This is a genomic window from Microbacterium sp. NPDC058389 (assembly GCF_042722305.1).
GTDB lineage: Bacteria > Actinomycetota > Actinomycetes > Actinomycetales > Microbacteriaceae > Microbacterium.
Window position 1 is genome coordinate 251,220 of the sequence record NZ_JBHXJQ010000003.1, and the last position, 17,919, is coordinate 269,138.

15 protein-coding genes are annotated in these 17,919 nt (G+C 73.2%); 9 read left to right on the plus strand and 6 right to left on the minus strand.

Annotated features, from left to right (window positions below):
• Positions 1–48: 48 nt before the first annotated feature.
• From fgd to cofG, 3 genes are read right to left on the minus strand one after another with little or no spacing between them, the layout of a single operon-like run.
• Positions 49–1,059: a glucose-6-phosphate dehydrogenase (coenzyme-F420) gene (fgd, locus tag ACFWJ8_RS06350; RefSeq protein WP_378809935.1), complete on the minus strand. Its 1,011-nt coding sequence runs from the start codon at positions 1,057–1,059 to the stop codon at positions 49–51.
• Positions 1,056–2,552, minus strand: a complete 1,497-nt coding sequence (locus tag ACFWJ8_RS06355) for a flavin-containing monooxygenase (protein WP_378809937.1) — start codon at positions 2,550–2,552, stop codon at positions 1,056–1,058. Before ACFWJ8_RS06355 ends, fgd begins: the two co-directional genes overlap by 4 nt.
• The gene (cofG, locus tag ACFWJ8_RS06360; RefSeq protein WP_378809939.1) at positions 2,549–4,915 is read right to left on the minus strand and encodes a 7,8-didemethyl-8-hydroxy-5-deazariboflavin synthase CofG; all 2,367 of its coding nucleotides are present in this window, start codon (positions 4,913–4,915) and stop codon (positions 2,549–2,551) included. Before cofG ends, ACFWJ8_RS06355 begins: the two co-directional genes overlap by 4 nt.
• A 103-nt stretch (positions 4,916–5,018) precedes the next feature.
• On the opposite strand from cofG, the gene ACFWJ8_RS06365 reads away from it, so the two are divergent.
• Positions 5,019–5,483, plus strand: a complete 465-nt coding sequence (locus ACFWJ8_RS06365) for a hypothetical protein (RefSeq protein ID WP_378809941.1) — start codon at positions 5,019–5,021, stop codon at positions 5,481–5,483.
• A gap of 41 nt (positions 5,484–5,524) precedes the next feature.
• Here ACFWJ8_RS06365 and ACFWJ8_RS06370 read toward each other — a convergent pair whose 3' ends face one another.
• Both ACFWJ8_RS06370 and ACFWJ8_RS06375 read right to left on the minus strand, forming a co-directional pair.
• Positions 5,525–6,355, minus strand: coding sequence for an ABC transporter permease (locus ACFWJ8_RS06370; RefSeq protein WP_378809942.1), 831 nt, complete (start codon positions 6,353–6,355; stop codon positions 5,525–5,527).
• The gene (locus ACFWJ8_RS06375; protein ID WP_378809944.1) at positions 6,352–8,469 is read right to left on the minus strand and encodes an ATP-binding cassette domain-containing protein; all 2,118 of its coding nucleotides are present in this window, start codon (positions 8,467–8,469) and stop codon (positions 6,352–6,354) included. The genes ACFWJ8_RS06370 and ACFWJ8_RS06375 overlap by 4 nt, the downstream gene beginning before the upstream one ends.
• A gap of 133 nt (positions 8,470–8,602) precedes the next feature.
• Between ACFWJ8_RS06375 and ACFWJ8_RS06380 the strand changes: the two genes are divergently transcribed.
• The 7 genes from ACFWJ8_RS06380 (at position 8,603) to ACFWJ8_RS06410 (ending at position 16,285) form a co-directional block, all read left to right on the plus strand.
• Positions 8,603–9,670, plus strand: coding sequence for an enoyl-CoA hydratase/isomerase family protein (locus ACFWJ8_RS06380; protein WP_378809946.1), 1,068 nt, complete (start codon positions 8,603–8,605; stop codon positions 9,668–9,670).
• Between the two features lie 11 nt (positions 9,671–9,681).
• Complete coding sequence (locus ACFWJ8_RS06385; protein ID WP_378809948.1) at positions 9,682–10,500, plus strand: LssY C-terminal domain-containing protein; 819 nt, start codon at positions 9,682–9,684, stop codon at positions 10,498–10,500.
• Positions 10,497–11,114: a hypothetical protein gene (locus ACFWJ8_RS06390; protein WP_378809950.1), complete on the plus strand. Its 618-nt coding sequence runs from the start codon at positions 10,497–10,499 to the stop codon at positions 11,112–11,114. The genes ACFWJ8_RS06385 and ACFWJ8_RS06390 overlap by 4 nt, the downstream gene beginning before the upstream one ends.
• Positions 11,115–11,184: 70 nt before the next feature.
• Complete coding sequence (locus ACFWJ8_RS06395) at positions 11,185–12,111, plus strand: DnaJ domain-containing protein (protein ID WP_378809951.1); 927 nt, start codon at positions 11,185–11,187, stop codon at positions 12,109–12,111.
• Between the two features lie 99 nt (positions 12,112–12,210).
• On the plus strand, positions 12,211–13,068 hold the full coding sequence (locus ACFWJ8_RS06400) for an ABC transporter ATP-binding protein (RefSeq protein WP_378809953.1): 858 nt from the start codon (positions 12,211–12,213) through the stop codon (positions 13,066–13,068).
• Positions 13,069–13,148: 80 nt separating this feature from the next.
• On the plus strand, positions 13,149–14,177 hold the full coding sequence (locus tag ACFWJ8_RS06405) for an ABC transporter substrate-binding protein (protein ID WP_378809955.1): 1,029 nt from the start codon (positions 13,149–13,151) through the stop codon (positions 14,175–14,177).
• A gap of 11 nt (positions 14,178–14,188) precedes the next feature.
• Entirely contained in the window at positions 14,189–16,285 is a 2,097-nt protein-coding gene (locus ACFWJ8_RS06410) for an iron ABC transporter permease (protein ID WP_378809956.1), read from the plus strand.
• Positions 16,286–16,350: 65 nt separating this feature from the next.
• Here ACFWJ8_RS06410 and ACFWJ8_RS06415 read toward each other — a convergent pair whose 3' ends face one another.
• Positions 16,351–17,031 (minus strand): FadR/GntR family transcriptional regulator, encoded by a 681-nt coding sequence (locus ACFWJ8_RS06415; protein WP_378809957.1) that lies wholly within the window; start codon positions 17,029–17,031, stop codon positions 16,351–16,353.
• A 37-nt stretch (positions 17,032–17,068) separates the two neighbouring features.
• Between ACFWJ8_RS06415 and ACFWJ8_RS06420 the strand changes: the two genes are divergently transcribed.
• Positions 17,069–17,908 (plus strand): amidohydrolase family protein, encoded by an 840-nt coding sequence (locus ACFWJ8_RS06420; RefSeq protein ID WP_378809958.1) that lies wholly within the window; start codon positions 17,069–17,071, stop codon positions 17,906–17,908.
• Positions 17,909–17,919 lie beyond the last annotated feature (11 nt).

Sequence of the window (17,919 nt, forward strand, 5' to 3'; positions counted from 1 at the left end):
CCGGGGCCGATCCTGAGGAGTTGCTGCCGCGGCGCCGGAACAGCGGGCTCACGCGCCGTACTTCGTACGCAGGCGCGGCAGGATCTCTTCGCCGTACATGCGCAGGAAGGTGCCCTGGTCGTGACCCGGGTCGTGGAACACCAGGTGACGGAAGCCGAGGTCGATGTACCAGCCGATGCGCTCGACGTGCTCGTCGGGGTCGTCCGACACGATGAAGCGCGAGGCGGTGCGCTCGATCGGCAGCTGCTCGCCGAGGCGCTGCATCTCGATGGGGTCGTCGACGCCCATCTTCTCCTCGGGCGTGAGCGCCAGCGGGGCCCAGAAGCCGGTCTTCTCGCGCGCCTCGTCGAGGGTGGGCGCGAGAGACACCTTCACCTCCATGAGCGTGTCGATGGCGTCAGCGGGGCGGCCGGCCTTCTCGAGCCCCTCGTGCAGCGCCGGCAGCAGCGTGTCGGTGTAGAGCTCGCGCTTCTTGCCGCTCGTGGTGATGAAGCCGTCGGCGATGCGTCCGGCCAGGCGCGTCGCAGCGGGCCCCGCGGCCCCGATGTAGATCGGCACCGGCTGCGGCAGCTTGTCGTAGATGGTGACGTTGTGCGCGTGGTAGTACGTGCCGTCGAAGGTCACGCGGTCCTCTGACCACAGCTGCCGGATGAGCCCGATCGCCTCTTTCAGCCGCTGGAACCGCTCGGGCGGGTCGGGCCACGCGATGCCGAGGTTCGCCTCGTTGAGCGCCTCGCCGGTTCCCACGCCGAGGATCACGCGCCCCGGGTACAGCACGCCGAGCGTCGCGAAGTCCTGCGCGACCACGGTGGGGTTGTAGCGGAACGTCGGCGTCAGCACCGACGTGCCGATGAGCACGCGGGACGTGCGGGCGCCGAGCGCGCCGAGCCACGGGATGGATGCCGGCGCATGGCCGCCGTCGTGCAGCCACGGCTGCAGGTGGTCCGAGATGAAGACCGAGTCGAACCCGGCCTCCTCGGCCTGGACGGCGTAGTCCAGCAGTTCGGCCGGGCCGAACTGCTCGGCCGAGGCCTTGTAACCGAAGCGCAGCGGGATCATGCGGGTCTCCCCTCGAAGGTGGATGTCAGTGCGGGCTCGGGCAGGAACTCCGACCCGTCGGCGCGCGCCAGCCGCGCGCGGAACGCGTCGACCGTGCCCGGCCACAGCAGTGTGAGGCGCCCGGACCGCTCGTCGACGTACCAGTTGCGGCATCCCCCCGTCATCCAGCGGGTGGATGCCGCGGCTCGCGCGATCTCGTCGGTGTAGGCCCGTTCCGCGGCAGGGTCGACGCGCAGCACGCGGCCGGGATGACGGCGCAGTACGCGGGCGGTGTAGCCGGCCTGCTCCTCGATCATCAGCACCGACGACGAGTGCCCGAGCGAGGCGTTGGGGCCGTTGAGGACGAAGAGGTTCGGGAACCCCGCGACGACCGTCGAGGCGAACGAGGTCATGCCGCCGGACCAGTGCGCGGCGAGCGTCTGCCCCTCTTCGCCCACGACGAGGTCGGCGTACGGCTGACGGGTCGACGCGAACCCGGTCGCCAGCACGAGCGCGTCGATCACGTGCCGTGAGCCGTCGGCGGCGACGATCGTCGGGCCGTCGACCCGATCCAGCGGCGAGGGGACGAGCGTCACGGCATCGGACGCGACGGCGGGGTAGAAGTCGTCGGACAGCAGCACCCGCTTGCAGCCGAACGCGTAGTCCGGCGTGAGCAGGGCGCGCAGCGCCGGGTCGGGGACCTGTGACTCCAGGTGCGCCCGGGCGATCGCCTCCGCCTCCGCGGCGGCGGCCGAGTCGCCCGAGCGCGACGCGAATCGGGCCTCGCCCTCGGCGTAGAGGTCGGCGCGCAGCGCTTCGAGCGCTTCAGGGTGCGCAGCGAAGCTGTCGCGGTCGGTGTCGGAGTAGACGTCGCCGCCGCGCGGCACGATCCAGGCGGGCGTCCGCTGGAACAGGGTCACGTGGGCGGCGGTCCGCGCCAGTTCGGGCACGATCTGGATCGCGCTGGCACCGGTGCCGACGACGCCGACGCGGCGGCCGGCGAGCGGCGCGTCGTGGTCCCACCGTGCCGAGTGGAACATCGGACCCGGGAAGGTCTCGAGCCCCGCGAGCTGGGGGATGGCCGGTTCGGTGAGGCGGCCGCAGGCCAGTACCAGGGCGCGCGCGGTGACCTGTCCGGCGGGGCCGCTCGCGATCGCAGTGTCGAGAAGCCACGCCCCGCGCTGAGCATCCCAGCGGGCGCCGCGCATCGCGGTGTTCAGGCGGATGCGGTCGCGCAGACCCTCGGTGTCGACGACATGCTCCAGGTAGGCGCGGATCTCGTCCCCCCGCGCGTACGTGCCCGACCACGACGGGTTCGGGTGCGCCGCGAATCCGTACAGGTGCGAAGGCACGTCGCACGCGATGCCGGGGTACGTGTTGTCGCGCCACGTGCCGCCGACGGACGGCGCCCGTTCGAGCAGCACGACGTCGTCGATGCCCGCGCGGCGCAGCGCCATCGCCATGCCGATGCCGGCGAACCCGGCTCCGACGATCGCGACATCGACGCGCGTCATCCGTGCACCTGCCCGTAGGTCGTCGTGCGCAGCCGGAACGGGCGGAACAGCCGCGCGACCATCGCCGATGCGTCGGCGACCGGCAGCTCCTGCCCGAACTCGATGCCCGCCTCGGGCTTCACCCGGCCGTCCAGCAGCGTGCCGCCGAGGTCGTCGCCACCGGACTGCAGCAGCACGACCGAGGCTTCACGGCCGACACGCGTCCACGGGATCTGCACGTGCGGGATGCTGCCCGACAGCAGCAGCCGCGACACCGCGACCATCGCCCGGTGCTCGTCCAGCGGAGCGCGCCCGGGCACGAGCGCGACGCCGCCGGCGGGACCGGGGAGCGGGATCGGCACGAACTCGGTGAACCCGCCCGTAGCCGTCTGGATCTCGCGCAGCCGCCTCAGGTGCGCGATGCGCTCGCCGGCGGTCTCGACGTGGCCGTAGAACAGCACGCTGGTCGAGCGGAACCCGGCCCGGTGCGCCGCGGCGATCCCCTCGGCCCAACGGTCGATCTCCAGGTCGTCCGGCGCCACGAGCCCGCGGACGCGTTCGCTCAGCACCTTCACGCCGGTGCCCGGCACGGTGTCGACGCCCGCCTCGCGCAGCGCCGCGAGAGCGGCGTCGAGCCCCAGCCCCGAACGGTCGGCGAAGTCCCGCACATCCTGCGGGCGGTACGCGTGGAGGTGGATGCCGGCGGCCCCGCTCTTCACGGCCCGGGCGATGTCGACGTACCCGGCAGGGTCGGCCTCGGGCGGCAGCATCCCCTGCACGCAGATCTCGGTCGCGCCCAGGTCCCACGCGTCGGCCGCGATGGCGGCGACGTCGTCGAGGGCGAACGCCGTGCCGAGGCCGGACGAGGTGAGGTTGCGGTTGACGACGAGGGTGACCGCTTCGCCGACCGTGTAGCGGCGCACGTCGTCGGCGGTCGCCGCGAGCGCATCGAGGTCCTCGCCCGAGGCTTCGAGCAGTGCGGTCCACTCGGCGTCGTCGAGTGCGAGCGGGTCGGCCGCCGCGGCTTCGGCCAGGCGACGCACGTCCTGCCCGCGTCGAGAATTCAGGAGATCAGGGGTGTGCCGATCGCCGGGGGCGCCGCCCACCGGCGTGTCTCCTGAATCCTTGACGACCTCGGCCGCCAGCCCCGTCTCAGGGTCGGCCAGTGCCGCGACCGCAGGACGCAGTCCGGGGTCGATCCACGTGTCGGCGCCCTGCACGAACTCGGGCTGGGCCGTCAGGCGCTCGCGCAGCTCGTAGCCGAGGTCGGCGGTCATACGAGCGAGGTCCGACAGGTGCGGCCACGGCCGCTCGGGGTTGACGTGGTCGGCGGTGAGGGGGGAGACGCCGCCCCAGTCGTCGGCACCGGCCCGCACCAGCAGGTCGAACTCGGCCGGGTCCGACAGGTTGGGCGGCACCTGGATGCGCATGCGCGGGCCCATCACGAGCCGCGCGACCGCGACCGCGGCGACGTACTCGAGCAGCTCGGCGTCAGGTGCTCCCTGCATCGCCGTCCGTGGCTTGGCGCGGAAGTTCTGGACGATGACCTCCTGCACGTGGCCCTGGCCGTCGACCTGGTGGCCCTCGTGCGCCTCGCGGATCGCGACGAGCGACTCGGCGCGGTCGCGCACGGTCTCGCCGATGCCGACGAGGATGCCGGTGGTGAACGGCACGTGCGCGCGGCCCGCGTCCTCGATGACCTGCAGGCGCACCGTGGGGTCCTTGTCGGGCGAGCCGAAGTGCACCTGGCCGGGCTCCTCGTACAGGCGTCGCGACGTGGTCTCGAGCATCATGCCCATCGACGGCGCGACGGGGCGCAGCAGCCGCAGCTCGTCGGCCGACATGACACCGGGGTTCGCATGCGCGAGCAGCCCGGTCTCGGCGGTGACGATTCGCGCCACATGGGCCACGTACTCGATGGTCGACGCGAAGCCGTGCTCGTCGAGCCACGCGCGTGCCTCGGGCCACCGCTCCTCGGGCCGGTCGCCGAGGGTGAGCAGCACCTCTTTGCAGCCCAGCGCCTGGCCCTGACGGACCACCGCGAGCACCTGCTCGGGCGACATGTACGCGGGCTTGTGCTTCTTCAGCAGCTGGCCGGGGGTGTCGACGAACACGCAGTAGTGGCAGCGGTCGCGGCACAGCGTGGTGAGGGGGACGAAGACCTTGCGCGAGTACGTGATCACACCGGGACGACCGGATGCCGCGAGCCCGGCATCCCGCATCTCGGACGCCAGCGCGAGCAGGCGTGCGAACTGCTCGCCCGTCGCGCCGAGCAGGGTCTCGGCGTTGGAGGCATCGAGGCGCGCACCGGTGGCGGCGCGCTCGAGCGCGAGGTCGACCTCGGCGGCCGACGGGGAGACGACGGTGGGGGACGCGACGGTCACCGGTCCAGTCTCGCACCGAGTCCGGGGGTCGGGGCCCGGGATCGTTGCCCTCCCGTAAGCAAATCAGCCTGGATCACGCCGACGGCGCTGGCAGACTAGGCACATGGTGACACTGCTGCTCGACTCGACGCAGCTCGAGGTCGTGCTGTCGGTGTCCGAGCGCGCCCTGTCATTCCACAAGGGGAATGTCGTCATCGATCGCTCGACGATCACCAAGGTCCAGCTCACCGACGACGCGTGGACCTGGCTGCGCGGCATCCCGAGCCCGGGCACGCACGTGCGCGGCGTCATCGCGATGGGCACATGGCGCTCCGCCGGCGGCGAGGACTTCGCGGTCATCCGCCGTCACCGCCCGAGCGTCGTCATCGACCTCGAGGGGCACCCCGAGTTCCAGCGGGTGATCCTCACGACGCGGCACGGGCTCGCCCTCGTGCAGGCGCTGCGCGTCGAGGTCGCCGAAGAGCCGGTCGACGTCGTCGAGATCGCGGCCGAGACCGGCAGCACGCCTGCGGTGCCCGAGAAGAAGCCCCGCAAGCGCAAGGCCCCCGCGGCCGCGCCGGCCGTCTGACCCCTTCGACAGGCTCAGCGACCGGTTCTCGCCGACCCGCGTCAGCTGACGTCGCGGCGCCAGCTGACGAGGTGCCCGAGTACCACGAACACGATCGCGTAGCCGAGCAGCACGAGGCCACCCGCCCACCACTCCAGCGCGTCGGACGACACCGTGCCGGTCGCCGCGACGGTGTACACGCTGGCGCCGACGAGCGCGTCGCTCGCCGCGCCCGGGAGGAACCGGGTGACATCCGAGAGGCCGTCCACGAACGCGGCGGCCGTGCGGCCGATCGGCTCCAGGAACTGCGTGAACACCAGCACGCCGACGATCGCGCCGACCTGGTTGCGCACGAGGGCGCCGACCCCGATGCCGATGAGCGCCCACAGCACGTAGGCCAGCAGCATCCGCCCCACCATCGCCCACGTGTCGGACGAGGTGAACTGGGTCTCGAGCCCGAAGCCCGACAGGATCGCCGCCGACACGCCGACCGACGCGACCACGCCGACCACGCCCAGGAGCGCTCCGAGCACGACGCCGACCGCGAGTTTCGCGACCAGCACGCGACCGCGCCGCGGCGTCGCGAGGAACGTGGGCGTCAGCGTCTTGTGCCGGAACTCCGCCGTCACCATGAGCGTGCCCACCAGCAGCGGGAACACGTATCCCACCGCGGTGGCGGTGCTGTACAGCGTCGCGGGCAGCACCTCCTCCGGAAGCGGCGGCGTGCTGGTCGCCTCGCCCGGCAGCGAGCCGGTGGCCGACATCGAGAACACGAAGCCGAGCGCGCCCGACGTGAAGGCCACGTACGCGAACAGCACGATCGCGAGGATCCACCAGATGCTCGTCGAGAACAGCTTCGTCGTCTCAGCGCGGGTCGCTGCCGTGAGGCTCATCGCCGGCCCCCTTCGTGGTCGTCGGAGCCGGTGTCGTCGTCCCCACCGCCGTCATCGTTGCCGGGGGAGGGGGTGGATGCCGCCTCCTGCGCATCCTCGAACGCCTCCGCCTCGGGCGGCACCCACGCCTCGGGGGCCTCGTCCGCTGCGGGTTCGGGTGCGGCGGCGGGCTCGTCCGCCCGGGCCTCCGCGGGTTCACCGGGGTCGGGCTCGATCGCGTCGTCTGCAGACGGGACGCCGTGGTCCTGCGTCGTCTCCGGATCGGCCGGCTCATCGGCTCCGCTGTCGAACGATGCGAAGAAGGCGTCGGCCTCGACGTCGGCGTCGGTCTTCACGTAGTTCTCCCACGGCCTGTCGTCGTCCTCGTCGGGCGGCTCAGGGGTCGACAGCTCGTCGTCGATCGCGCCGATCTCCTCGACGTCGGGGTCGGCGTCCTCGGGGGCGTCGGCCTCGGGGGCGTCGGCCTCGGGTTCGGGTTCGGGTTCGGCGGGCGGCACGATGTCGATCACTCCGGTGCTCGCCACCGCGAACCCCGCACCGGTCGTGACCGCGGGCTCGGCGGCAGGTTCGGGTTCGGCCCCGGTCTCGGCCGCGGGCTCAGGTTCGGGCGCTCCCGTCGCGGGCTCAGGCTGCTCGGGCTCGGGCGCCCCTTCCGCCTCGGTCGCAGCGACCGCTTCGGGCTCGACCGCGGGCTCCGGCGCTGGCACACGCTCGGGCTCAGCCTCGGGCGCACCTTCAGACTCGGGCGCAGCCACTGCTTCCGCCTCTGCCTCGGCCCCCGGCTCAGTCGGCTCCTCCGCCTCGGGGCCGCCGGCCGCCGCGGGCATCGACTCGGGCCCGGCCGCCGCAGCGGCCACCGCTTCCGGCCCGGCCTCGGACGCGACCGCCTCCGGTGTCCCGGTCTCGGGCTCGTCCGCGCGCTCCGCGGCCCAGGCCGCTCCGGCGGCCGCTCCGAGCGCCGCGGCGGCGCCGGGAGCCCCGGTCGCCTCGGCCTCGAGCTCGGCCGACGCCAGCGCCGACTCGTCCGCCTCGCGGGCTTCCCGCTCCGCCTCGCGTCCCGGCGCCGCACCACCGGCGGCGGCGAGCGCGACCCCGGCCGCGACGGGCGCCGCCTCGGGCGCCGCGGCTTCGACCGGCGCCGCGGCGGCGGGGGCGGCATCCACCCCCGCTCCTTCGCCGACGGGCGACATCGCGCCCACGCCGGGAGCCGAGGGATGCACGCGGGTGCCGTTCACGAGGTCGAGGAAGACCTCTTCGAGCGCCGGGCCCCGGCGCTGCAGCGCCGACAGCGCGACCCCGGCGGCGGCAGCGGCCGCGCCGACCGCGGTGGGATCCGCGCCGCGCACGGTGAGGCCCGAGCGCAGCACCTCGTGAGGCAGACCCGCCGCCGACAGCGCGGCGGTCAGCGCGGCACGGTCGGGCGCGTCGACGACGGTGGCGAACTCGGACGGGTCGGCGAGGTCGTCGATCGATCCCTCGAACACGAGGCGTCCGCGCGAGATGATCAGCAGCGCGTCGACGGTCTGCTGCACCTCGGCGAGCAGGTGCGACGAGACGAGCACCGTGCGCCCCTCGGCGGCGAGCTGGCGCAGAAAGCCGCGCATCCAGCGGATGCCCTCGGGATCCAGCCCGTTCGCGGGCTCGTCGAGCACCAGCACGCCCGGGTCGCCGAGCAGCGCGTAGGCGAGGCCGAGCCGCTGGCGCATGCCCAGCGAGTAGCCGCCGACCTTGCGGCCGCCGGCATCCCCGAGTCCGACGAGGCCCAGCACCTCCTCGACGCGACGCTTCGGGATCCCGGCCGCCTGCGCGTAGATGGTCAGGTGGGCAGCACCGGTGCGCCCCGGATGGAAGCTGGATGCCTCCAGCACGGCCCCCACCGTCTGCAGGGGCTTGTCGAGCTCGGCGTAGCGCCGGCCGCCGATCGTCGAGCGGCCGCTCGTCGCACGCACCAGGCCGAGGAGGATCCGCAGGGTCGTGGTCTTGCCGGCGCCGTTGGGTCCGAGGAATCCGGTGACACGTCCCGGCTCCACGCGTGCCGAGAGATCCGACACCGCGGTGACCGCGCCGAAGCGCTTGGTGACACCTGAGAACTCCAGCGACTGGCCGTCGGGCATGCCGAACCCTCTCGTCGTATGGGGCGAGAGCCGCCCCGTCGCGGCACTCCGTCCCATCCTGGCGGAAATCCAGCGTCACCGTGAGAGAAGTTGCCCTGCTCGCCGGTCCGCGTCGCCCGGTAACGTTGCGCACGTGACCGACCCCGCTGCCGACGCCGAGCCCACCGTCCTCGTCCGTGCGCGGGCAGGGCTGGGACGCCTCACCCTGAACCGGCCTCGCGCGATCAACGCGCTCGACCTCGGCATGGTGCAGCGCCTGCACGAAGCGCTCGACGCGTGGGAGCACGACCCCGACGTCGACGCCGTGCTGCTGGACGGCGCCGGGGAGCGGGGGCTGTGCGCGGGCGGCGACGTCCGCGGTCTCGCCGAGCAGGTCACGAGCGGCCGAGCCGAGGACGCGGCCGTCTTCTTCCGCGAGGAGTACGCGCTCAACGCGCGCATCGCGGAGTACCCCAAGCCGTTCGTCGCCTTCGCCGACGGCATCACGATGGGCGGCGGCATCGGCGTCGCCGGCCACGCGTCGATCCGCGTCGTGACCGAGCGCTCGCAGCTCGCGATGCCCGAGACCCGCATCGGCTTCACCCCCGACGTCGGCGGCACGTGGCTGCTCGCCCACGCGCCCGGCCGGCTCGGCGAGTACCTCGGGCTCACGGGCGCCGTCATGGACGCATCCGATGCGATCCATGCCGGGTTCGCCGACCACTTCGTGCCGCATGAGAACCTCGACGGCTTCCGTGACGCGCTCGAGACGCGCGCCGACCCGTCGCTGGCCGAGCTCGTGCTCCTCTTCGACGAGACCCCGCCGCGCTCGAAGCTCGAGGACGCCCGCGCCTGGATCGACGATGCGTTCGCCGCCGGCACCGTGGCGGAGATCGTGGAGCGGCTGCGCGCGCGCCCCGAGCCGGAGGCGACGGCGACCGCCGACCTCCTCGGCGAGCTGTCGCCGACCGGCCTCGCCGTCACGCTCGCCGCTGTCCGCAGCGCCCGCGAGCTGCCCGGCCTCCGTGCGGCGCTGGAGCAGGAGTACGGGCTCGTCATGTGGTTCGCGACGACGCAGCCCGACCTCGCCGAAGGCATCCGGGCGCAGGTGATCGACAAGGACCGCGACCCGCACTGGTCTCCCGCGACGCTGGCGGAACTGCCGCCCGAGCTGGCGGCATCCGCCCTCTCGTTCCGCCCCTCGATCCCGCTCTGGGGCTGACGGAGCCGATCGTGACCAGCCGCCGCACGTACTCGATCGGGGTCGCGGTCGACTGGTTCTTCTTCGTCTTCGCGGGCGTGGCGGCGATCTGGCTCGCCTACCTCAGCCTCACCGAGACCTTCCACGTGGGGTGGTGGGGCATCCCGTTCTTCCTCGCGTTCTGGGGGCTGCTGGCCTACCTCGTGCTGCCGCGGCTGCACCGCATCCTCACCACGATCTACGTGCCGGACTACTTCATCGGCCGCACGCGCACGAGCGACGGACTGCTGGGCGACCCGGTGAACCTCGCGTTCCAGGGGACGGGCGAGCAGATCGAGGCCGCGCTCGCCGCCGCAGGCTGGACACGGGCGGACCCGGTGACGCTCGGCTCGTCGTGGCGGATCATCTCGTCGACGATCAGGCGCCGCAGCTATGACGAGGCGCCGGTCAGCCCGCTGTTCCTGTTCGGCCGGCAGCAGGACTTCGCGTACCAGCAGGAGGTCGCCGGCAACCCCGCGCAGCGCCACCACGTCCGGTTCTGGCGGTGTCCTGACGACTGGCTGCTGCCCGGCGGTCGCCGGGTCGACTGGCTCGCTGCGGGCACCTTCGACACCCGCGTCGGACTGTCGCTGTTCACGCTGCAGGTCACGCACAAGATCGACGCCGACACCGACGTCGAGCGCGACCACATCGTGAGCACCGTCCGCAGCGCCGACCCTCGCGTGGCCGTCGACGTCATCGCCGACTTCGCCACCGGCTATCACGCCCGCAACGGCGGCGGCGACAGCATCCGCACCGACGGCGATCTCCCGATCGTCGACGTGCGCGCGGTCGACGGGGGTGCGGCATGAGCGATGAGGGGATGCCGCCGCCCGAGGGCGCGCCGGCAGACGGGGTGACCGGCGGTGCGCCGGGAGGTTCCGGGGTCGCCGGAGAGCCGCTGAAGCGCCCGGCGTACGAGCCGGCGGCGCGGCTGCTGCGGCCCGTGCACCACGACCCTGACATGCCGCGCCCGGCGTCGACGATCGCCGGCGGCGTGCTGGTGCTGCTGCGTGCGGTCGCCGGCCTTCTCGTCGGCGGAGCGATCGCCGTCGTCTGGCGCGACATCCTCGCGGACCCCGACGTGCAGCTCGTGCTGGAGGGCGTCGACGGCGCCGACGCCGACACGCGACAGGCCGCGCTGTGGGTCGTGCTCGGCATCGTGGTCGCCTCGGTCGCCCTCGACGTGCTGTTCGCGGTCTTCGTGCTGCGCGGCAGCAACTTCGCGCGCGTGGCGGTGATGATCCTGTCGGTGATGTCGATCTCGACCACCTTCTTCGCGTGGTGGGTGCAGGGCCAGGAGATCCGCGTCGACGAGACGTTCGTGCCGCTCGCGCTGGACATCCTGGTGCTGCTCGCGCTGTCGAGCCGCAGCGCCGCCGCGTACGCGCGCCGCAACGAACGGCTCCCGGACCCCGCAGCGTGACGTAGCCTGATCTGCGGAAATCCGCGCGGCCCCGTCCGGGCCGCGCCGTCGCGGTCCCAGGGGAGGATGCGTGTTCGACAGTCCGCTCTCGGCGTCGGCCTACGAGGTGCTCGTCGTCGACCCCGGCGTCGACGAGGAGACGCTCCGCAAGGCCTACCGGCTGCGCCTGCGCCAGACCCACCCCGACACCGGCGGCGACGCGGCCGTGTTCATCCAGGTGCAGCGCGCGTGGGAGCTCGTCGGCACCCCGGAGGCTCGCGCCGCGTACGATCGCGGGCACGGCTTCGGCGAGGCCGCCGCCCCCGAGTGGTCGGAATGGCGTCCGCCTGCCGCCCGCACCGACACGCGCCCGCGGGCCCGTTCGTTCGGTCAGCCCGGCGGCTGGCGGCGCGAGCGGTACCTGAACCTCATCCGGGAGTGGGCCGGCCGCGGTGTCACGCTCGCCGACCCGTACGACCCCGCCCTGGTGCGTTCGGCGCCGGTCGCGCTGCGCCGCCTGCTCGCCGACGCGCTCGCCGAGGAGGCGACCGCCCGCATCGTCGCCGACCTCGGCATGGGCTACACCGTGTGGCACGACATCGCCGCCGGCGGCCGTGGCGCCGGCTCCGACGACAAGATCGACCACATCGTGCTCGGCCCCAGCGGCCTCTACGGCGTGCTGTCCGAAGACTTCGGCGGGCCGGTGGGGCTGCGCCGCGGCGAGTTCTCGGGTCCCGGTGTGCCGGGTGCGCCGATCGCCGAGCTGCTCACGCACATGCGCACCGTCGCCCGTGCCGCCGGTGTCCGCTTCAGCGGTGCGCTCGTCGTGCTGCCCGACGAGGACGTGCCGACGGCGATCCAGGAGCTCGGCAGGATCCGCGGGGTGCACGTCGCCATCGTCGCCCGCAGCGCGCTGGCCACCGTCCTTCGCCGCGGCATCACGGGTGCACGCGACATCGGCGGCAACGAGGTCTTCGACGTCCGCACCCGCCTGCAGCACACCGTCCGCTTCGCGTAGCCCCGGGGCGGCGCAGCGGCAGGGGTGGTGGCATTCCCCGCGGCTGCGTTACGTCACGATCTTGGAGCCTGGAAGCAACATAGCTTAGGCTTCCCTAACATGACCACGGATGGCGGGCCCGCACGACCGACGGATGAGCTGCACGGCGACGCCCTGGCGCTCAGCTACGGTCGCACCCGCGTGGTCCACGACGTGTCGCTCCACCTGCGGCCCGGCATCGTCACCGCTCTGATCGGTCCGAACGGCAGCGGCAAGTCGACGGCCCTGCGGGCCCTCGCGCGCCTGCACCGGATCGACGCCGGCTCGATCCACATCGACGGCGCAGCCGGGCGGCGCGACGCGGCATCCCTCTCCTCCCGGGCGTTCGCCCGCACCGTCGCGATGCTCTCGCAGTCGCGCCCGCACCCGTCGGGACTCGAGGTGCGCGATGTGGTCGCCTACGGACGCCACCCTCACCGCGGCCGCTTCTCCGGTGTCACCGACGCCGACCGCGAAGCCATCGACCGGGCGCTCGACCTGACCGGGCTCACGGCGATGGGGCATCGCCCGGTCGATCAGCTCTCGGGCGGGGAGCTGCAGCGGGTCTGGCTCGCGACCGCGCTGGCGCAGAGCACCGGCATCCTGCTGCTCGACGAGCCCACCAACCACCTCGACCTGCGCTACCAGATCGAGACCCTCGACCTGGTGTGCGATCTCGCCGACCAGGGCACCGCGGTCGGGGTGGTGCTGCACGACCTCGACCACGCCGCTGCCGTCGCCGATGACGTCGTCCTGATGTGCCGTGGCCGGGTGCACGCCACTGGCGCGCCGCACGACGTGCTCACTGCGGAGAACCTCACCGAGGTCTACGGCTTCCGCATCGAGACGGCGGTGGATGACGCGACCGGGCGCGTGCGGGTGATCCCGCGCGGCCGTCATCACGAGCGCGTCCGCCGCGGCGCGGCACTGACGGCCTGACACACTCGCCGGCGCAGCCCGCCGGCTCCTCGACTCTGCCTGCACCCTCCCCATCCCACCAGCCCTGGAGCCTGTCCGACATGACCAAGCCCATCGCCGCCCTCGCCGTCCTCGGCGCCCTCTCGCTCGCGCTGACCGCGTGCGGCACGACCCAGGTCGCCGCCTCGCCAGACACCGACACCACGGTGTCGGCCAGTGCCGGCTGTGCAGAGGACGCCACGACGACGTCGACCGATCCGGTCGAGCTCACGGACGCGTTCGGCCGCACGGTCACGCTCGACCAGCCGGCGAAGAAGGTCGCGGTGCTCGAATGGCAGCAGATCGAGGACGTGCTGTCGCTGTGCCTCACGCCGGTGGCGGTCGCCGATGCCGACGGCTACCGCACGTGGGACACCGCCGAGGAGCTGCCGGAAAGCGTCGAGAGCGTCGGCACACGCCAGGAGCCGAACCTCGACGCGCTCTTCGCGACCGAGCCCGACCTGGTGATCGTCGAGGCCTACACCCGCGACGACGCGATCATCGCGCAGCTGGAGAAGTACGGCGTGCCGGTGCTCGCGACGCTCGGCGCGAACGCCGAGGACCCGATCGGGCAGATGCTCGACACCTTCGACCTGATCGCCGAGGCGACCGGTCGCACCGAGCGCGCCGACGTCGTGAAGGACGAATTCGAGCAGCACCTGGCCGATGCGAAGGACGAGGTCGCCGGTGCCGCGCCCGCAGTGACGGACTTCGTCTACTTCGATGGCTGGGTCGACGGCGGCAACGTCTCGCTGCGGCCGTTCGGTCAAGGCTCGCTCGTCGGCGAGCTCGGCGAGGAGCTCGGCCTCACGAACGCCTGGACCGGCGAGGTGGACGCGGCCTACGGCCTCGGCCAGACCGACATCGAGGGCATGACCACGATCGGCGACGCCAACCTCTTCTACACCGGCACGGTCGATCCCGACTCGGAGAGCTTCGTCGACGCCGCAGCCGAGAACCCCGCGTGGGCCTCGATCCCGGCCGTCGCAGAAGGCCGTATCGCCGCGTTCCCCGGGGGCATCTGGACCTTCGGCGGTCCCCGCTCGGCCGAGCAGATCATCGACGCCTACGTCGCCGCGATCACCCGGTGAGCGGTCGGTCGTTGAGCGAGCACGCCGCTCGCGCGTCGAGTGAAGCGGGAGGCGCGGCGGATGCGGCGCACCCGGCGGTGCGCGGCGGGGGCGCGGCTCCTGCCCGTGCGGCTCGCTCAACGACCGGCGCCGCCATCGGCGTCCTGCTCGCCCTCGTCGTCGCGCTCGTGCTGGTCGCGGGCTGGCATCTCACGCAGGGGACGAGCGGCGCGGTCTTCGCCGAGGCCGACGTGCTCTGGGGATCCCGCGTCCCGCGGCTCGCGGCCGGGGTCGCCGTGGGGATCGCACTGGGCGTGGCGGGTGTGCTGATGCAGTCGCTGTCGCGGAACGCGCTGGCCTCGCCCGACACGCTCGGCGTCACCGCCGGCTCGTACCTGGCCGTCACCGCGGTCGCGGCCTTCGGGATCGCGGTGCCGATCTGGGCCTCGGGATTCGTCGCGTTCGCCGGCGGGCTCGTGGCTGCCGCGCTGGTGCTCGGACTGGCCGGGGGCGCAGGCACCTCGACCACACGTCTCGTGCTCGCCGGCTCGGCCCTCGCCCTCGCCTTCCAGGCCGGCACGTCGGCGCTGCTCGTGCTGTTCTCGGAGGAGACGAAGGGGCTGCTCGCGTGGGGCAGCGGCAGCCTGTCGCAGCTCGGGCTCGAGAGCTTCCTGCGCGCGGCGCCCGTCGTGGTCGTCGCGGTCGTGCTGGCCCTCGTCCTGTCGCGCCGCCTGGACGTGCTGGCCCTCGGCGACGACACGGCGTCGTCGCTCGGCGTGCCGATCCGGTCGACGCGGATCGGCGGCATCCTCCTCGCCGTCCTCCTCACCGCCACGGCCGTGACGCTCGCCGGGCCCATCGGCTTCGTCGGCCTGTGCGCGCCCGTCCTCGCCCGGCTGCTGGCGCGCGTGGTGCCGGCGCTCGGCCGGCATCTCCTGCTGATTCCGCTCTCGGGCCTGATCGGTGCGATCGTCGTGATCCTGGCCGACGCGCTGCTGCGCGCCCTCATCGGCCCCGAAGGCGCGATCGCCGTTCCGACGGGCGTGGCCACGACCGTCTTCGGCGCGATCGTGCTGGTGGTCATGGCGCGTCGACTGCGCGACTCCGGGCCCACTCGCCGCCCGCCCACCATCCGCATCGGCGTGCGCAGCGGCCGGAGGTTCGTCATCGTCGTGGTCGTCGGCGCCGTCGCGCTCGTCGCGATCGTGCTCACCGGAATGCTCCTCGGCAGCACACGGCTCCTGACGGGAGACATCCTGCTGTGGCTTCAGGATGCTGCTCCCGCGCGCATCGCGTTCGCACTCGACGAGCGCGCACCCCGGGTCATCGCGGCCGTGGTCGCGGGGGCGGCGCTCGGCCTCGCCGGGAGCGTCACCCAGTCGGTGAGCCGCAATCCGCTGGCCGATCCCAGCCTGCTCGGCATCACCGGCGGCGCGGGGCTCGGTGCCGTGCTGGTCGTGACGAGCGCCACCGCGACCACGTTCGGGATGCTGGTCGCCGCGGTGATCGGCGGGCTCGTCGCCTTCGCGCTCGTGTACGGCCTCGCGTGGCGCGGCGGTCTCAGCGCCGACAGGTTCATCCTCATCGGCATCGGCGTCTCGTACGGCGCGGTCGCCCTGACGACCTTCGTGCTGCTGCGCTCGAACCCCTGGGACACGCCGAAGATCTACACGTGGCTGTCCGGGACGACGTACGGCCGCATCTGGGAGCAGGTGATCCCGCTCGCGATCGTGCTCGTCATCGCGCTCCCGTTCGTGTTCGCGCACCGCCGCGACCTCGACATCCTCGCGATGGATGAGGATACGCCGCGGCTCGTCGGCATCCGGCTGGAGCGGACCCGGCTGCTGCTGCTCGTCGCGGCGGCGGTGCTCGCGGCCCTGAGCGTCGTCGCGGTGGGGGTCATCGGGTTCGTCGGGCTCGTCGCGCCGCACGCCGCGCGCGCTCTCGTCGGTGCGCGCCACAGCCGCGTGATCCCGGTCGCGGTGCTGCTGGGCGCGGTGCTCGTCGGCGCGGCCGACACCCTCGGGCGGACGGTGATCGCGCCGGCCCAGCTTCCGGCGGGGCTCGTCGTCGCGCTGATCGGCGCCCCGTACTTCGTCTGGCTGCTCTGGCGCTCGCGCGACGCCTGAGCGCCGGATGCCCGCGGGCCCGGCCGTGACGCCCCGCCGGGGCGGCGGCGCCCGTTCGCGCCGATTCAGGAGCGGTCGCGGGCCTGGCGCAGCCAGCGCTCGATGCCCGCGATGTGCACCTGGGCGACCGAGGTCGCGAGGTCGATGTCGTGGTCGGCGATCGCGTCGAGGATCGCCCGGTGCTCGGCGAGCGTGCGCTCGACGGCGCCCGCCTGGGTGAGCCCGCGCCACACGCGCGCACGGACGGTCTGGCCGGTGAGGCTCTCGAGCAGGCTGGCGAGGTAGTCGTTGCCCGCGAGGCGGGCGATCCCCGCGTGGAACCGCACGTCGTGCTCGACGAGCGAGTCGATGTCCGTCTCGAGCGAGACGGCCGCGATCTCGGCTTCGAGCTCGGCGACGTCGGACTCCTCGGCCTGCTGGGCCGCGAGTCCGGTCGCATGCGATTCGAGCACGCGGCGCACGGCGAAGATCTCCAGCAGCGAGTCGTCGTCGTGCAGGTCGACGACGAACGAGATCGCCTCCAGCAGCAGCTTGGGCTCGAGGCTCGTGACGTAGGTGCCGTCGCCGCGGCGCACGTCGAGCACCCGGATGACCTCCAGAGCCTTGACCGCCTCGCGCATCGAGCTGCGCGACAGGCCGAGGCGCTCGGCGAGCTCCTTCTCGGGAGGGAGGCGCGAACCGGGAGTCAGTTCGCCGCTGACGATCATGTCTTTGATCTTCGAGATCGCTTCGTCGGTGACGGCCACGCCTCCATCGTAGACATCGGATGTCAAGATGGTGCGCATGCGCGCTGTCGATGCCCATCTGCACCTGTGGGACCCCGAAGTCCTCGAGTACGACTGGCTCGAAGGGCCGCTGCTCCGATCTTTCGGACCTGAAGAGCTGGATGCCGCCCTCGCCGGCATCCCCGACGCGCCCGGTTTCGTCTTCGTGCAGGCCGAGTGCGCGCCCGCGCAGTCGATCGCCGAGGTCGACTGGGTCGCGGCGCTGGCGTCACGGGTCGGCGTGCGCGGCATTGTCGCGCGTGCGCCGCTGGAGGACCCGGCCGAGACCGACGTCCACCTCGCCGTGTACGCGGGGCGTCCCCTTGTGGTGGGCGTGCGCCGGCTGCTGCAGTCCGAACCCGACGGCTTCGCCGTGCGACCAGGGTTCCGCGCGTCGGCGCAGGCCGTGGCATCCGCCGGCCTCACGTTCGACGCGTGCGTCCGCGCGCCCCAGCTGCCCGACGTCGTCGCGCTCGCCGACGCTGTGCCCGACCTCACGATCGTGCTCGACCACCTCGGCAAGCCCGCGGTGGGCAGCGCGGATGCCGCAGCCCCCGCTGCCGGGACGCCCTGGGCGTCGGCGCTCGCCGCCCTCGCCGAGCGCCCGAACGTGGTGTGCAAGCTGTCGGGGCTGCCCGCCGAGTCGCAGGGGGACTGGTCGGCCGCGCAGCTGCGGCCGTTCCTCGACACGGCGCTGGACGCCTTCGGCCCCGAGCGCCTGCTGTTCGGAGGGGACTGGCCGGTGTCGGGGCCCTACGGCCGCTGGCTCGACACCGTGTCGGCGTGGGCGCTGGACCGACTCGGGGTGGTGGACGGCGTCCTCGCCGCCAACGCGGAGCGGGTGTACCGGCTGGCCTGATCCCCGCACGA

What these genes read in the sequence shown, in the direction of transcription:
- ACFWJ8_RS06420 (WP_378809958.1), top strand. Translation starts at nt 17,069, where the DNA reads ATGCGCGCTGTCGATGCCCATCTGCACCTGTGGGACCCCGAAGTCCTC.
- ACFWJ8_RS06370 (WP_378809942.1), bottom strand. Translation starts at nt 6,355, where the DNA reads ATGAGCCTCACGGCAGCGACCCGCGCTGAGACGACGAAGCTGTTCTCG.
- ACFWJ8_RS06405 (WP_378809955.1), top strand. Translation starts at nt 13,149, where the DNA reads ATGACCAAGCCCATCGCCGCCCTCGCCGTCCTCGGCGCCCTCTCGCTC.
- ACFWJ8_RS06375 (WP_378809944.1), bottom strand. Translation starts at nt 8,469, where the DNA reads ATGCCCGACGGCCAGTCGCTGGAGTTCTCAGGTGTCACCAAGCGCTTC.
- fgd (WP_378809935.1), bottom strand. Translation starts at nt 1,059, where the DNA reads ATGATCCCGCTGCGCTTCGGTTACAAGGCCTCGGCCGAGCAGTTCGGC.
- ACFWJ8_RS06365 (WP_378809941.1), top strand. Translation starts at nt 5,019, where the DNA reads ATGGTGACACTGCTGCTCGACTCGACGCAGCTCGAGGTCGTGCTGTCG.
- ACFWJ8_RS06355 (WP_378809937.1), bottom strand. Translation starts at nt 2,552, where the DNA reads ATGACGCGCGTCGATGTCGCGATCGTCGGAGCCGGGTTCGCCGGCATC.
- ACFWJ8_RS06390 (WP_378809950.1), top strand. Translation starts at nt 10,497, where the DNA reads ATGAGCGATGAGGGGATGCCGCCGCCCGAGGGCGCGCCGGCAGACGGG.
- ACFWJ8_RS06400 (WP_378809953.1), top strand. Translation starts at nt 12,211, where the DNA reads ATGACCACGGATGGCGGGCCCGCACGACCGACGGATGAGCTGCACGGC.